The sequence below is a fragment of the Pseudomonas sp. Pse1 genome, from assembly GCF_024519635.1.
GTDB lineage: Bacteria > Pseudomonadota > Gammaproteobacteria > Pseudomonadales > Pseudomonadaceae > Aquipseudomonas.
Genome location: NZ_JALJRO010000017.1, coordinates 37,249 through 49,965 on the forward strand (window position 1 = coordinate 37,249; position 12,717 = coordinate 49,965).

The 12,717-nt window shown below is 59.8% G+C and carries 13 protein-coding genes, 2 tRNA genes and 1 pseudogene; 2 read left to right on the forward strand and 14 right to left on the reverse strand.

Annotated elements, in window-relative coordinates; all coding sequences use genetic code 11:
* Positions 1 to 28 precede the first annotated feature (28 nt).
* Positions 29 to 637 carry a helix-turn-helix domain-containing protein gene (locus NR126_RS21670; RefSeq protein WP_256831258.1) on the forward strand — a complete coding sequence of 203 codons (609 nt, stop codon included), beginning with the start codon at positions 29 to 31 and terminating at the stop codon, positions 635 to 637.
* Between the two features lie 35 nt (positions 638 to 672).
* On the opposite strand, the gene NR126_RS21675 is transcribed toward NR126_RS21670, so the two are convergent.
* The 13 genes and pseudogenes from NR126_RS21675 to NR126_RS21735 form a co-directional block, all read right to left on the reverse strand.
* Entirely contained in the window at positions 673 to 1,326 is a 654-nt protein-coding gene (locus NR126_RS21675; protein WP_256831262.1) for an RES family NAD+ phosphorylase, read from the reverse strand.
* A gap of 269 nt (positions 1,327 to 1,595) precedes the next feature.
* Positions 1,596 to 1,696 (reverse strand): annotated as a pseudogene (locus NR126_RS21680) (integrase); the annotation flags it as partial.
* A gap of 900 nt (positions 1,697 to 2,596) precedes the next feature.
* Complete coding sequence (locus NR126_RS21685; RefSeq protein WP_256831268.1) at positions 2,597 to 3,925, reverse strand: integrase arm-type DNA-binding domain-containing protein; 1,329 nt, start codon at positions 3,923 to 3,925, stop codon at positions 2,597 to 2,599.
* Between the two features lie 164 nt (positions 3,926 to 4,089).
* Positions 4,090 to 4,165 (reverse strand) — tRNA-Thr (locus tag NR126_RS21690).
* A 78-nt stretch (positions 4,166 to 4,243) separates the two neighbouring features.
* The gene (locus NR126_RS21695; RefSeq protein ID WP_027617338.1) at positions 4,244 to 5,065 is read right to left on the reverse strand and encodes an FkbM family methyltransferase; all 822 of its coding nucleotides are present in this window, start codon (positions 5,063 to 5,065) and stop codon (positions 4,244 to 4,246) included.
* Between the two features lie 328 nt (positions 5,066 to 5,393).
* The gene (locus tag NR126_RS21700) at positions 5,394 to 6,623 is read right to left on the reverse strand and encodes a methyltransferase (RefSeq protein ID WP_256831276.1); all 1,230 of its coding nucleotides are present in this window, start codon (positions 6,621 to 6,623) and stop codon (positions 5,394 to 5,396) included.
* The gene (locus NR126_RS21705) at positions 6,604 to 7,293 is read right to left on the reverse strand and encodes an ABC transporter permease (RefSeq protein WP_027617340.1); all 690 of its coding nucleotides are present in this window, start codon (positions 7,291 to 7,293) and stop codon (positions 6,604 to 6,606) included. Before NR126_RS21705 ends, NR126_RS21700 begins: the two co-directional genes overlap by 20 nt.
* Complete coding sequence (locus NR126_RS21710; protein WP_105754084.1) at positions 7,290 to 7,985, reverse strand: ABC transporter permease; 696 nt, start codon at positions 7,983 to 7,985, stop codon at positions 7,290 to 7,292. Before NR126_RS21710 ends, NR126_RS21705 begins: the two co-directional genes overlap by 4 nt.
* 77 nt (positions 7,986 to 8,062) lie before the next feature.
* On the reverse strand, positions 8,063 to 8,818 hold the full coding sequence (locus NR126_RS21715; protein ID WP_256831291.1) for an ABC transporter substrate-binding protein: 756 nt from the start codon (positions 8,816 to 8,818) through the stop codon (positions 8,063 to 8,065).
* 13 nt (positions 8,819 to 8,831) lie between these two features.
* Complete coding sequence (locus NR126_RS21720) at positions 8,832 to 9,605, reverse strand: ABC transporter ATP-binding protein (protein ID WP_027617343.1); 774 nt, start codon at positions 9,603 to 9,605, stop codon at positions 8,832 to 8,834.
* 395 nt (positions 9,606 to 10,000) lie between these two features.
* Entirely contained in the window at positions 10,001 to 10,453 is a 453-nt protein-coding gene (locus NR126_RS21725; RefSeq protein ID WP_027617344.1) for a hypothetical protein, read from the reverse strand.
* Between the two features lie 6 nt (positions 10,454 to 10,459).
* Positions 10,460 to 10,876: a hypothetical protein gene (locus NR126_RS21730; RefSeq protein WP_027617345.1), complete on the reverse strand. Its 417-nt coding sequence runs from the start codon at positions 10,874 to 10,876 to the stop codon at positions 10,460 to 10,462.
* 36 nt (positions 10,877 to 10,912) lie between these two features.
* Positions 10,913 to 11,893: an alpha/beta fold hydrolase gene (locus NR126_RS21735; RefSeq protein WP_256831298.1), complete on the reverse strand. Its 981-nt coding sequence runs from the start codon at positions 11,891 to 11,893 to the stop codon at positions 10,913 to 10,915.
* Between the two features lie 173 nt (positions 11,894 to 12,066).
* Here NR126_RS21735 and NR126_RS21740 point away from each other — a divergent pair, with 173 nt between their 5' ends.
* Positions 12,067 to 12,516 (forward strand): carboxypeptidase regulatory-like domain-containing protein, encoded by a 450-nt coding sequence (locus tag NR126_RS21740; RefSeq protein WP_256831299.1) that lies wholly within the window; start codon positions 12,067 to 12,069, stop codon positions 12,514 to 12,516.
* A 77-nt stretch (positions 12,517 to 12,593) separates the two neighbouring features.
* Here the strand turns inward: NR126_RS21740 and NR126_RS21745 are convergent.
* A tRNA-Phe gene (locus NR126_RS21745) sits at positions 12,594 to 12,669 on the reverse strand.
* Positions 12,670 to 12,717 lie beyond the last annotated feature (48 nt).

Here is a 12,717-nt window from a genome sequence, read left to right on the forward strand (position 1 = left end):
CCGTCGTCTGAACCCGTTAGGAGGTTCCATGTCCGCTAACACTACCGAAATTTCCCGAGAGACTCTTGTGGAGGAGCTTGTCCGGCGCTACCGGGTGTTCCTGAATAGAGTCCCAATGCCGGCGTTGGAAAAGGCCCTCGTTCTTGCTCATCCGGATGGCCTTATCGAGGTAGCTAAAGCGGGCAAGGAAGAACCTCTAAGCATCGAAACTCGAAATCAGCTGGTTATGGCTCGGATGAGAGTCAAGGCATTTGAACGCGTCCAGGGTAGATGTGACCTGCTCAAGAGCAGCCAAGCCATCGAGCTGCTGGGCATCAGTCGGGAGACGCTTAGTCAGTGGGTGAAGGCTGGACGAATCGTTGCCTACACCAACAATGGACGAAAGCATTATCCAGCGTTCCAGTTCAGAAAAAATAAGGTGCTCCCTGCGATCCCACGTCTGATTTCCGAGCTGGGGGTAGATCCGCAAGATATTGAGGCCATGAACATGCTGGTTCAGCATTTGGTCGACGATGTCGATTGTTCAAGCGCTGGGGAATCCAGTGACGTCGTCAGGCGCTTTACGCTGCTTGAGGATCCTGCTGCAGATGCGTTGCTTAAAAACGATTGGGATTCAGAGATCGAAACGGGCCTTTAAAACCGGACCTCTCTCACGAAAGGTCCGGTCATGGATCACCCTGCCTCTACGATCACGCCCCGACTATCGAGGAATTCGAGAACGGTTTCTTTGGTAGGCAGCACATACTCCAGCAGCGTGTGATAGCTGACTGGCGAGAGTTGCTTGTCCCGCCCTCCGAAGAGTGCCACGTTCCGACCGTTCTGGCTGCCAGCTGGGCAGTACATGGCGGAGTTGTACATGATGCCATCGTACCCCAATGCCGAGACTACCTTCGTCAGCAACCGTGGAAGCTGGTAACCCTGCAGCTTGTCGCCTTTCGGCAGCATAAGCTCGTAGGGCATGAAACCGAACAGCGTTACTAATTCCGCTGCATCCACCAAGTGCAATACCCGATCCGTCCGCAGGGTGTGCAAGGACGTTTTGCAAAGCGTCGAGTATTTCACCACCTTCCGTTCCGGCTCGCCATAATTGGGCTGGATCGATTCTGCGATCGCTGCCTCTTGGCTAAGGCCGTAATAAGCAACAGGTACCAGCTCTTCCGGGTGCTGAAAGCGACCACCCGCGTTAAGCCGATAGTTGATGGGGTTGGCGTCGTGTTTCGACGACTGGACCCGGTAAAGTGCGGTGTGTACAGCGAGGCTCAGGCGCGTGCGCGGGGCGCGTTCCAGGGCCAGTTCTACTTCTTTTTCGTTAACATCGATGATCACCGTTGTGTTTCTCCAGATAGAAAATGAGTCGGGGGATTTGAGTACGCATGGGTTACTTCCCTTGCTGATTGGGTTTGCCCGCGCTGGAACTCCTGCGCGAGACATGTGTGGCCCAAGCGGGCCGAGACGGAATATAAGGCAAAGGGCCATCGCCCGGAAGGCTTGGACACGTATCCGATTTTTCTTTTTTTGAGATGTCAGCCGGATGCCTGGGCCGCTATTCGAGAAAGCTCCGCGCTAAAAAACCTAGCTTCCCTATGGAAGTCGTGATGACCGCCGTCGAACATGTCTTTCAGCGCCGCGGTCCTGCGCAGCTCAATTGCCCGTCGTAACCAGAATTACGGCCATCGCGCCTACCCACCAATGCCATGTCAGTCACCTCATCTTCCGTTCTCCAGTCCTCGCCCCACGTCATCCCGCCAAGAATGCTGAGTGTTATCAGGGATCAAGGCCCCTGCGACCTGTGGGGATGTCCTCTAACGCCGGACTGGCGGCTCCTTACGACCGGGAGCCAGGGCATCTCATGATCTGGCCTCCTGAGCACCGTTACCGGTGGGCGGGTGGAGACTGCATTGGCTGACGAGACCAGTGCCGCGAGATCCTGAGCCGGGTGAAAGCAGCAATGCGATGACCGGGGCATGCCTGACTGTCAGTCAGGTGCAGTCCATTCCTTGGTCTGCGGCACCATCATCTGCATCGCTGTTGCCGGTGACATCGCGTTTGTCACGCCGATTGTCACGAGGGGAGTTGCCGCAAAGCCCTATGCGATCGGGGCTGCAGCAGTGTTAGAAGCGCCCGTCTCTTTCCAGGAGAAAGAGACGGGTGCAGGTTGGCGCAAGATTCGGCCAAGCGGATAGGTTGCTGCAGGGTAGCGAATTAGGAAGGGTCGTCTGGCGCACGATGGCCATGATCTGAAGTAGGCATCCATCACCGGGGAGGTGACCGGGCGAGCTGCCGGACGCGAATCGCCATTTTGGGGGGAGAACCACCGGATGAGCGGCGTGACCTTGAAGGCTCGGGTCACCTGGGTGCTGTCCAAGACAGCGTTTGCACCCTCAGTTCTACGCCTGTGGATAAATTTGGTCAAAGCCAAATTTTACGGGGCCTCTGGGCTTGTGCATGAAATTATCCACCGGTGGAAATCAGTGGTATCCAAAGGATTCGTGTCGGCTTTTAGCTTTGCAAAGCGAGGTCCATCCAAACAGGGCGGCTTTGCAGCCCTGTTTGGATGGACCCGAATTAAAGAGCGGCTAATGGCGTTCTGGAGGGTTCACCGACGATTGAATGTGCCACGCCCACTGGGCAAGGGTGTGATGTTGTCACCAACTGGATGGGCGAACTCATGCGGAGTCACATGCCCTGATCTGTTGGCATCGATGTAATTACTCCACCACGCCATGATCAGCCGACGTTGCTCCAGAAATTCAGCCTTATGGATATAGGCGGCGCGCACGCGATTGCGTTCCTTGTGGCTCATCTGCCGCTCAATCGCCGCGTCCGTCCACAGCCCTGACTCCAGCAAGGCGCTACAGGCCATGGTCCTGAATCCATGCCCGCATACCTCCTTGGATGTGTCGTAGCCAACGTTGCGCAGCACCTGGTTAACCGTGTTCTCTGACATCGGCTTCCAGTACTTGTGGTCGCCGGGCAACACTAGTTCGGAAAAGCGACTCAAGCCGCGTAGCCGTTCAAGGATCGCGATGACTTGGGGAGAGAGCGGCACTATCTGTATGTCACCGCTCATCTTTGTCCCACGAGTGGAATTGCGGACGCCGTCGATTGGCTTACGGGTGTCCGGGATCTCCCACATTGCCCTTTGCAGGTCGAACTCATCCCAGCGCGCAAAGCGCAGCTCGCTGGAGCGCACGAACACGTGCAGTGTCAGCAGTACAGCCAGCTTGGTTAGCTCACGGCCGTTGTAGTTGTCGATCCGGTTCAGTAGTTCGGGGAGGCGGTTGAGTGAGAGTGCAGGGCGGTGCACTGTACGCGGGGCATGAATCGACCCTGCCAGATCGAGCGCCGGATTCTGGCTGATCTGCCTTGCCCGCTTCGCGCCCCGCATGATCGTGGAGAGATAATTTTGCACGCGCAGAGCAACGTCCATGGTGCCGCGCTCTTTGATGCGCAGAGTGATCTCAAGCAGATCATGGGTATCAAGCTCAGCGATGGGGCGTTGGCCGATCAGGGGGAAGACGTGGGTGCGCAACCGGCTCATGACGGTCTTGGCGTGTCCCTCCGTCCAGCGCCGCGACATTTCGGCGTGCCACTCCAGGGCGACGGTTTCAAAAAGCAGGGAAGCTCGTTGAGCCGCTAGCTTCGCTTTCTTCTTCTCTTCCATCGGGTCGATGTTGTCGATCAACAGGGCCTTGGCTTCATCGCGCTTGGTCCTCGCGACGGCCAGCGAGATGATGGGGTAGTTGCCGATGGTCAGCGTGCCTTCCTTGCCGCTGGGCTTGAAGTAGCGCAATCGCCACGTTTTCACGCCGTTGGGTTTCACGAAGAGGTACATGCCGCCACCGTCGAATAGCTTGTAGGCACGTTCGCGAGGTTTCGCCGTACGGCATTTGAGGTCGCTGAGAGGAACGGCTAGACGTGGCATAAGGGTACGTTCTCCATGCAGGCAAGACGCTGTACCCTAAAAATACCCCCGGCGATGGGGGATTTTGTTGGATCCCGACAGAGGGTCCTGGAACGAAAAAACCCGCCAAAGGGCGGGTTTTCGGGGCTTCCAGAGCATTCGGTGGAATGCAATGGAGCCTAATGTGGTGCCGGCACCAGGAGTCGAACCCGGGACCTACTGATTACAAGTCAGTTGCTCTACCAACTGAGCTATACCGGCGTGTTGGGCGACGATTATAGCGATTGCTTGGCGTCTGTAAACCCCTGAATTCTGACTATTTTTGCGTGGGGCTTTGGGTCAGGCTCGGCGCAGGACTTTCTTGAGCTTTTCCAGGGTGCGCCAGGTGCGGCTGTTGCGCAGGGCGTGGAGTTCGGCTTCGGCAGTTTCGGCGCGTTGGCGTTGGGTGTGCAGGGCGTTTTCCAGGTCGGCGATGGGGTGGCTGAATTTGTGGCCGTAGCAGAACTGGAACTCGTCGAGGTTGCACGGGGCGAGTTCGAAAGCGCCTTTGAACTGCAGGTGTTCTTCGGCCAGGTAGAAGGTGTTGAGGCCGTCGAACAGGACGGGTTGATAGCCGGCGTCGGTCAGCAGGTGTTCCCAGGTCTGGTCGCGGGACCACGGGGTTTCGATCAGGATGATCAATGGGCGCCAGCGGCTGAAGTCCATGCCGCGCAGGACGGTTTCTTCGTGGCCTTCGACGTCGATCTTGAGGAAGTGGATCGGGCCCTTGACGTGTTCTTCGCAGATCGAGGTCAGGGTGCGCGAGGTGACGGTGTGGCTGCGTACGTCCATGCCGGCATCCTGATGTTGCTGGGCGACAGCAGGTTCGACGGTGGACAGGCCGGTGTCGGCGATGGCGTAGAAGGTCACATCGGCCGCGTTTTCGCCGGCCACGCATTGCAGGTTGATGTCCCGGGGCCGCTCTGCGCACAGGGCGTCGTGATAGGCCTGCACCGGCTCAATGTTAATACCGTTCCAGCCGCGCTCGTAGAACGCTTTGGTCACGGAATCGGCGCTGGGGTCGTTGGCGCCAACGTCAATGTAAAAACCGTTTTCGAAGTATTTGAGTACGCGCCATAGGCGAATGTCTTCGAAATTCTGTGCGTAGGAAATGAACGTCACGGGCGGTTCCTGTCGGTCACAGGGCACACGCTTGGCGCCCGAGCGCTTTGTATAGCAACAGCTTTCGACCGGCGCAAATGCTGGTGCGTGAGGTCCGGAATTCGGCGTTTATGTCCTTTGGTTTTAATGCTTATGCACAATCGGCAGTTGTTTCAGCGCTGCGCCTCAAGTGTTCCAGCCTTGATTCTCATCAATGCGCAACTGGCTGTTATTCGGTTTGTTTTTTCGTTTGAACAAAAATTATACAGTTGCACTTTTATTACATGGCCCTTGGATCCAAGGGTTTTTGGAAAATTCATCAACAGAGTTATCCACAGGCTGGATGGGCTCAGTGACGTTCCGCCAGTAACAGCAAATTGCGCGGTGTCAGGGTGGCTTTGCAGAAGGTGCCGAGACGAACGACGTAGCCTTGGGATTCAAGGAATAAAGCCCGGTCGAGCAGTAGCCAGAGTTCGAGGGGGCGGCGAAACAACCCGCGCAGCAGTTCGAGGTTGCGCACCTCGGCCAAACGTTGCCAGCCCGCGGCCTCCAGTGCCGGCCAGTCCTGCGCGCCGACTGTGGATAAGTTTTTCAGTGCGGCCAGGTCGCGGCAGTAGTCGGCGAATGGTTTTTCCAGCCAGGCGCTGGGCAGCGACGGGGTTGGCAGGTAGTCGTCACGGCCGCGCAGTTGCCGTTGCAGCAGGTCGAATCCCAGGCGCCGGGCCATGGAGCTGTCGCGCTGGCGGCGGACCCGGGCGCCGGCCGTCACGGTTTCGCTGAGGGGCAGGGCCAGATCATCGAGTGACAGGCGCAATGTGGAGTTCTGCCCGGCAACGGACAGCGCCTGATAGTGGCTGGCATGAATGCGGTTATAGCAGCAGGGAGCGACCGCCAGTTGTCGGCAGCCGGCAGCGCTGGCCAATTGCAGCAGGCGCACATGCAGGTCGCCGCAGGCGTGCAGAGCGACCGGGGTCAGGTCGGCGCCCAGGTGCTGGGCGGCATCGTCTGCCAGCACGTCCTGCTGGCGGTGCAAGGCCGGCAGATGGTGGTGCTGGCTCAGTGCCTGGCCGCTACTGACCAGCGCCGGGTCGTATTCCAGGCAGGTCAGTTGCTGATCGGCTTGCAGCAGGCGGCGGCCCAGATGACCCTTGCCGGAACACCAGTCGAGCCAGTGTCGGGGGGTGTCGGTGAATCGCAGGCAGGCGGCGAAGGCTTCGATTTGCTGCCACTTGCGCCCCGGCACGTCGACGTTCAGGCGATGAGCGGCGGGCGTGATGGCTTGAATCGGAAGTTCACCGACGGCGCCAAGAGTCGTGGCTTCGGCCGCCAATGCTGGAAAGGGCGCCGGTGCATCGAGTTGTTCAGGGTGGTTGTGACTGTTTTCTGCGTCTTCCAGCGTGCGTTGGCGCAGCCAAGCGGCCAGCCGAGGGTGCGCAGTTTCCCAGGGCAGTTGGCGCTGGGTAAACGGACGCGGGCGCCAGAGTGCCTGGTGCTCGCAAAGGAAGGTGTCGAGGGCGTTGAAGCGGGCGAGCAGGTGCTCGCCCGTCAGCACCGGAGTGTCAGCGTCCCTGGCAGGCATCGACGCGCAACCAGCGCTCCAGCAGCTTGAAGCCGCGCACCAGGATGTAGGCCATCAGCAGGTAGAACATTCCGGCGGCGAAGAAGATCTCCACCGGCAGGTAGGTCCGGGCAATGATGGTGCGGGCCATGCCGGTCAGTTCCAGCAAGGTCACGGTGCTGGCCAGGGCGCTGGCCTTGAGCATCAGGATCACTTCGTTGCTGTAGGCCGGCAGGCCGATCCGCGCGGCACGCGGCAGGATGATGTAGAACAGCGCCTTCGGTCGCGACATGCCGAGTGCCCGGGCGGCTTCGATTTCACCCGGCGGGATGGCCTGGATCGCGCCACGCAGGATCTCGGCGATGTAGGCGGCGGTGTGCAGGGTCATGGTGGCGGTGGCGCACCAGAACGGATCGCGCAGGTACGGCCACATCGCGCTGTTGCGCACTGCATCGAACTGCGCCAGGCCGTAGTAGACCAGGAACAACTGCACCAGCAGCGGCGTGCCGCGGAAGAAAAAGATGTAGGCGTAGGGCAGGGCGCGCACGTACCAGAGCTTGGACGAGCGGGCGATGCCCAGCGGAATGGCCAGCAGCAGGCCGAGGATGACGGCGATGGCCACCAGCTCCAGGGTCAGGGTGGCGCCCTGGGCCAGTTTCGGCAGCCACTTGATGATCACTTCCCAGTTCATTGGGTGCTCCGGGCGAAGCCGCGAGCGGCGCGTTTTTCCAGCAGGTGCATGCCGGTCATGGCAATGACGGTCAGGCCCAGGTACATGAAGGCGGCGACCATGTAGAAGGTGAAGGGCTGCTTGGTCATGGTCACGCCGTTCTGCGCGTGGCGCATGATTTCTTCAAGACCGATGACCGACACCAGTGCAGTGTCCTTCATCAGGATCATGAACAGGTTGCCCAGCCCCGGCAGGGCGATGCGCCACATCTGCGGCAAGATCAGCTTGGTGAAGATTCGCCATTTCGACAGGCCGAGGGCCACACCGGCTTCGCGGTGGCCTTTGGGGATGGCCAGGATCGCCCCACGGAACACTTCCGTGGCATAGGCGCCGAAGCACAGGCCGAGGGCGATGACGCCGGCGGCGAAGGCGTTGAGGGCCAGGTCGGGGGTGCCGAAGAACTCGCCGATGGCGCGCATCAGGTTGACGGTGCCGAAGTAGATCAGCAGGACCCACAGCAGTTCGGGAATGCCGCGAACCAGGGTCGAGTAGGTGCCGCCAAGCCACTGCAGTGACTTGTACGGAGAAGTCTTGGCCAAGGCGCCGAGCAGGCCGAGCACCAGCCCCAGGCAGAGTGCCGTGAGAGCCAGTTTGACGGTCATCAGCGCGCCAGCGGCGAGCGCCGGGCCGAATCCTTGGAGATCGATAATCATGGAGGTCTATTCAGGTTGCAGCAGGCTTTGCAAAAGACCGGCGCAGCCAGGGGCTGCGCCGGTCAGGCACGTCAGGATCAGTAGATGCTGAACGGGAAGTACTTGTCGTTGATCTTCTTGTAGGTGCCATCAGCGACGATTTCTTTCAGCGCGCTGTTGAGCTTGTTACGCAGATCGTTGTCACCCTTGCGCACGGCGATGCCGATCTTGTCGCTTTCCATTACAGGGTCGCCCTTGAACTCGTAGTTCTTGCCAGCGTCGCTTTTCAGCCAGTCGTAGTTGGCGTACTTGTCGGCCAGGATCGCGTCAACGCGACCGGAAGTCAGGTCCAGGTAGGCGTTTTCCTGGGTGTCGTACAGGCTGACCTTGATCTCGTCACCGTAGGTGTCTTCCAGCCAGGTGCCAGCCAGGGTGGCGCGCTGGGTGCCGATGGCCTTGCCCTTGAGGGAGTCCTTGTCGGTCTTGAAATCGACGTTTTTCGGCGCGATGAATTGCAGTTTGTTCGAGTAGTAGGGGTCGGTGAAATCAACCGCCTGCTTGCGTTCGTCGGTGATCGACAGCGAGGACACCAGGAAGTCGAACTTCTTGGCGTTGAGGGCCGGGATGATGCCGTCCCAGTCGGACGTGACGACTTCGCACTCGACCTTCATCTTGGCGCACAGGGCGTCGCCGATGTCTTTGTCGAAGCCGACGACCTGGCCGCTGGCATCCTTGTTGTTGAATGGCGGGTAGGCCGCCTCGATACCCATCCGCAGTTTTTCCGCGGCCATGGCGTTGGCCGAGAACACCAGAGTGGCGGCCGCGGCCAGGATGAATTTCTTGTAGGTCTGCATGCGGGTAGCTCCGTTAGCGGTTGCTGGACATGAATTGTTTGCAGCGCGCCGAAAGCGGGTTTTCAAACACCTGCTGTGGCGATCCTTGCTCTTCGACCAGGCCCTGGTGCAGGAACACCACTTCACTGGAAACCTGGCGGGCAAAGCCCATTTCATGGGTGACCAGCAGCATGGTGCGGCCTTCTTCGGCCAGGGCGCGGATCACATTAAGTACTTCCTGAACCATTTCCGGGTCAAGTGCGGAAGTCGGCTCGTCGAACAGAATCACTTTCGGCTGCATCGCCAGGGTGCGGGCAATGGCTGCGCGTTGCTGCTGACCGCCGGACAGTTGTGCGGGATAGGCATGGCGCTTGTCGCTGATGCCAACCTTGGCCAGCAGGGCTTCGGCGACTTCGGTGGCCTCGGCCTTGCTCTGCCCCAGCACCCGGCGCGGCGCCTCGATGATGTTATCGAGCACGCTCATGTGCGGCCACAAATTGAAATTTTGAAACACAAAACCGATTTCGCTGCGCAGGCGATTGATCTGTTTGCCATCGGCGGCCACCAGTTCGCCGTTTTTCGCGGCCTTGAGCTTGAGCTCTTCGCCGGCCACCAGGATCTGCCCCTGGTTGGGGTTTTCCAGCAGGTTGATGCAACGCAGGAACGTCGATTTGCCGGAGCCGGAGGAACCCAGGATCGAGATCACATCGCCGTCGCGTGCGGTCAGCGAGACACCCTTGAGCACCTCGAGCTGTCCGTAGCGTTTGTGCAGGTTGCGGATTTCAAGCGCGGGCGTGGCCTCGGCCATGTGCGGTCCTCATTGTGTTCATTGGTGCTTGTGCTGTTGGGCAGCCTTCCTGGCGAGGCGCCAAGCTAGCATAGCGATGGAATGGCGGCCAACAGCCCCACGGGGCGTACACGGGATGTGGTGAGCAGGTGTCGCATCGACGCAGCAGACTGTCGCGCCATCAACAACCGAGCATCTGCCTGATGCCATGTGTGCGTGGGGGGAGCGTAAAAAAAGGCGCGATGGTGCCAGCTTTGGCCGGGGGTTGGAAGGCTTGAGCGGACATTCGGTCTAGATCTGCACAATTATTGTGCACGAGGATTTTGGTGCGGCGGGGCGATAACTGCGTCATGCCTTGAAATAATTTGCCGGCCCGTGGCGGCCAGGCCACGGGTCGATCATCACTGCTGACCTGGTTATTCAGCCTTGTCTTCTGGCGCTTCCAGGGACGCACGGTAGCTGTCCAGGGCTTTGCCGAAATCGCTGATGAATTGTGGCTCGGTCAACCAGGCCTGGGCGGTCTCGCGGTCCATGCCGTCGGCCCACATGCGGTAGTCGATCAACATGTCGGCAGCCAGGTGGGTGGCAGCCATCGATTCGTTCTCTGCATTTTCCAGGTCCAGCAATTCTGGACGTTCATTGATGATGCCGCTGAGGTCGTTCAGCAGGATCAACAGCATTTCGTCGCGGCTGGTGGCTTCGGCTGCATGCATCTTGCTGAACATGGCCAAGGTGTATTCGGGGATCGGTTCGGCCAGGTGGCCGGTGTCGTCGTCCAGCGCCAGCGGCTTGCGGCCGACCATGCGGATTTGCTTGGCTTTGGCCTTGGCGCGTTTGGCGCGTTTTTGCTGCTTGTTCGGGGATGCCATGTAATGTCAGTTCGCTGTGTGTTGAGAGTTGGCCGCGATAGCGTCGGAGGCCGCCACGTAGTCGGCCTGGAATGCCGGGGATTCGATCCACGCCAGGGCGCCGGCTTCGTCGGTCTCGGTGGACCATTGGCGATATTCGATCAGGGCCGCGAGGATGAAGTCCATCGCGCCTTCTTCGCCTTCCTGCTCGAACACCAGCTCCAGCAGCGGGTCTTCGAGGAAGGCTTGGCACATGGCCTGCTGGCTGGTTTTTTCGGCGTCGATCATCTTTTTGAACAGCTCGGTCAGGTCGACTGACTCGAAGTCGATGCGGTCATCGTTCGGGTCCAGCTCCACTTGCGGCGCTGCGCGCTGGGTGCGGTTTTGCTTGGCCTTGGCTTTGGCGCGGGAGGCGCGTTTTTGCTGCTTGTTCGCGGATGCCATGGGCGTCGTTCCGTATTTCGTCGAGAGGGTACAGGTCTAGCGACTGCGCGGTACTCGCCGTCCGGGGTGATCGGGGGCCAGCTCGCCGTGTTGCAGCCAGGACAATGCAATGGGCCATAGTGTGGCTTGGTATGGGCTGCGAAAAAAGCCGAAATGTCCGACTTGTTGTTCGCCGATGTCCTGTGGGGCGATTCGCAAGTGGGTGTTCGAGCTGCCGCTGAAGTAACCCAGCAGGCGTTCGATAGCCGGCACGGTGCCGTAGGGATCGTCGCTGAGGCTGATGGCCAGGGTGTTTGCGGTTACCCCGGAGAACGGCAGGCTTGCGCCCTTGGTGGCCAGTCGACGGCCGCTGGGGCGCTGCTCGTAGCGGGCGGTGGAAAAGGCCCAGTCGCGAACCACGCCGGCCGGTGTGTCCTCCAACCAGCCCAGGCGCTTACCGGGGAAGTAGCCGCACACCAGGGTGACCAGCGGCATCAGCACATGCCACTTGCCGAGCATCTGCCAGCGCTGGGCGGGTGTGTAGTCGCGCCAGTAGGCGAACTGCGCGCCGACCGTTACCAGGCGGCGAATCAGGTGTCCGGAATTTGCCAGCCCCGCCGCGCAGCCGCCAAAGCTATGGCCAACGACATCGATCGGCTGGCCGGGAAACTCACGCTGGGCGCGCATGAGCATGGCCTCGAAGTCCAGCGCGCCCCAATCCGACCAGCTTGCCTGCAAGGTCTTCATCGATGCCGGACGTGACTCGCCGATGCCCCGGTAGTCGTAGGTGATGACGTCGAAGCCGTTGGCGAACAGGTAGTCGGCGAAGCGCGAGTAATGCCGGCAGCGCACCGAGGTGGCGGCATTGATGATCACCACGGCGCGGGAGGTGGTCGTAGCGCCCTGGCGCCAGGTGAAGCCGCCAAGGGGGAAGCCATCGGCGGCGCATTCCTGGAACGGCTCGGCGCGCAGGGCGGCGGCGGTCAGCGGCAAGGCCATCTGGGAGGGAGTCGGAGTAGGGGCGTCCTGCACATTCATCGGCTTCGAACCTCGGCGGCTAGCTGCCAACCATAGTCCGGCAATCGGTGATCAACAATCGGCTAGTGCGTTTTGCAGTGGGCTCAAGTGCCAATCAATCTGAAACGTCGTCTGGCTCGATGACCTCCAAAGTAGGTTACGAATGGGTTCTGATGAGCCCGGGAGTTGTCATCATGAAACACGTCCATTCATTCATCGTGCCTGTTGCTGCGCTCGGCTTGCTGATATTTCCTCTGATAGTGCAGGCCGTCAGTTATGAGGCAATTGACAGCGCCGGGGTGCGGGCGCAACCAGAGCAGCAAAACGGCATCACCTACCTGACGGGTGGGATCGGCGAGGACGAATCGCGCAGCATCCAGCAAAGCCAGGGCTACAACTTGCACATGACATTCGCCGTGGGTGCGCAAAACCAGTACACCTCTGACGTGGATGTATCGGTGGAAAAGGCGTCAGGGCAGACCGTGTTGAATCTGGATAACGTCGGACCGCTGGTCTACGTGCGATTGCCGGCGGGCAAGTACTCGGTGGTTGCTACGCGCAATGGCGAAGTGCGGCATGACGTGGCGGATATTGGTAATGGAGCGGCGCGAAACCTGGTGTTCCACTGGAACGACGCGCAATGACGGGGAGGGTGGAAGGCTTCCTGGCTTTCCTGCAAGCATAAAAAAACCCTGAATCTTGCGATTCAGGGTTTTTGTATTGGTGCCCAGAGACGGAATCGAACCGCCGACACGGGGATTTTCAATCCCCTGCTCTACCGACTGAGCTATCTGGGCGAGATAACAAAAAACCCGCGCTAGGCGGGCTTTTTGTAGCTTTCGGGT

What these genes read in the sequence shown, in the direction of transcription:
- NR126_RS21700 (WP_256831276.1), bottom strand. Translation starts at nt 6,623, where the DNA reads ATGCCTGCCAGGGACGCTGACACTCCGGTGCTGACGGGCGAGCACCTG.
- NR126_RS21730 (WP_027617345.1), bottom strand. Translation starts at nt 10,876, where the DNA reads ATGGCATCCGCGAACAAGCAGCAAAAACGCGCCTCCCGCGCCAAAGCC.
- NR126_RS21710 (WP_105754084.1), bottom strand. Translation starts at nt 7,985, where the DNA reads ATGATTATCGATCTCCAAGGATTCGGCCCGGCGCTCGCCGCTGGCGCG.
- NR126_RS21705 (WP_027617340.1), bottom strand. Translation starts at nt 7,293, where the DNA reads ATGAACTGGGAAGTGATCATCAAGTGGCTGCCGAAACTGGCCCAGGGC.
- NR126_RS21735 (WP_256831298.1), bottom strand. Translation starts at nt 11,893, where the DNA reads ATGAATGTGCAGGACGCCCCTACTCCGACTCCCTCCCAGATGGCCTTG.
- NR126_RS21685 (WP_256831268.1), bottom strand. Translation starts at nt 3,925, where the DNA reads ATGCCACGTCTAGCCGTTCCTCTCAGCGACCTCAAATGCCGTACGGCG.
- NR126_RS21670 (WP_256831258.1), top strand. Translation starts at nt 29, where the DNA reads ATGTCCGCTAACACTACCGAAATTTCCCGAGAGACTCTTGTGGAGGAG.
- NR126_RS21720 (WP_027617343.1), bottom strand. Translation starts at nt 9,605, where the DNA reads ATGGCCGAGGCCACGCCCGCGCTTGAAATCCGCAACCTGCACAAACGC.
- NR126_RS21725 (WP_027617344.1), bottom strand. Translation starts at nt 10,453, where the DNA reads ATGGCATCCCCGAACAAGCAGCAAAAACGCGCCAAACGCGCCAAGGCC.
- NR126_RS21740 (WP_256831299.1), top strand. Translation starts at nt 12,067, where the DNA reads ATGAAACACGTCCATTCATTCATCGTGCCTGTTGCTGCGCTCGGCTTG.
- NR126_RS21715 (WP_256831291.1), bottom strand. Translation starts at nt 8,818, where the DNA reads ATGCAGACCTACAAGAAATTCATCCTGGCCGCGGCCGCCACTCTGGTG.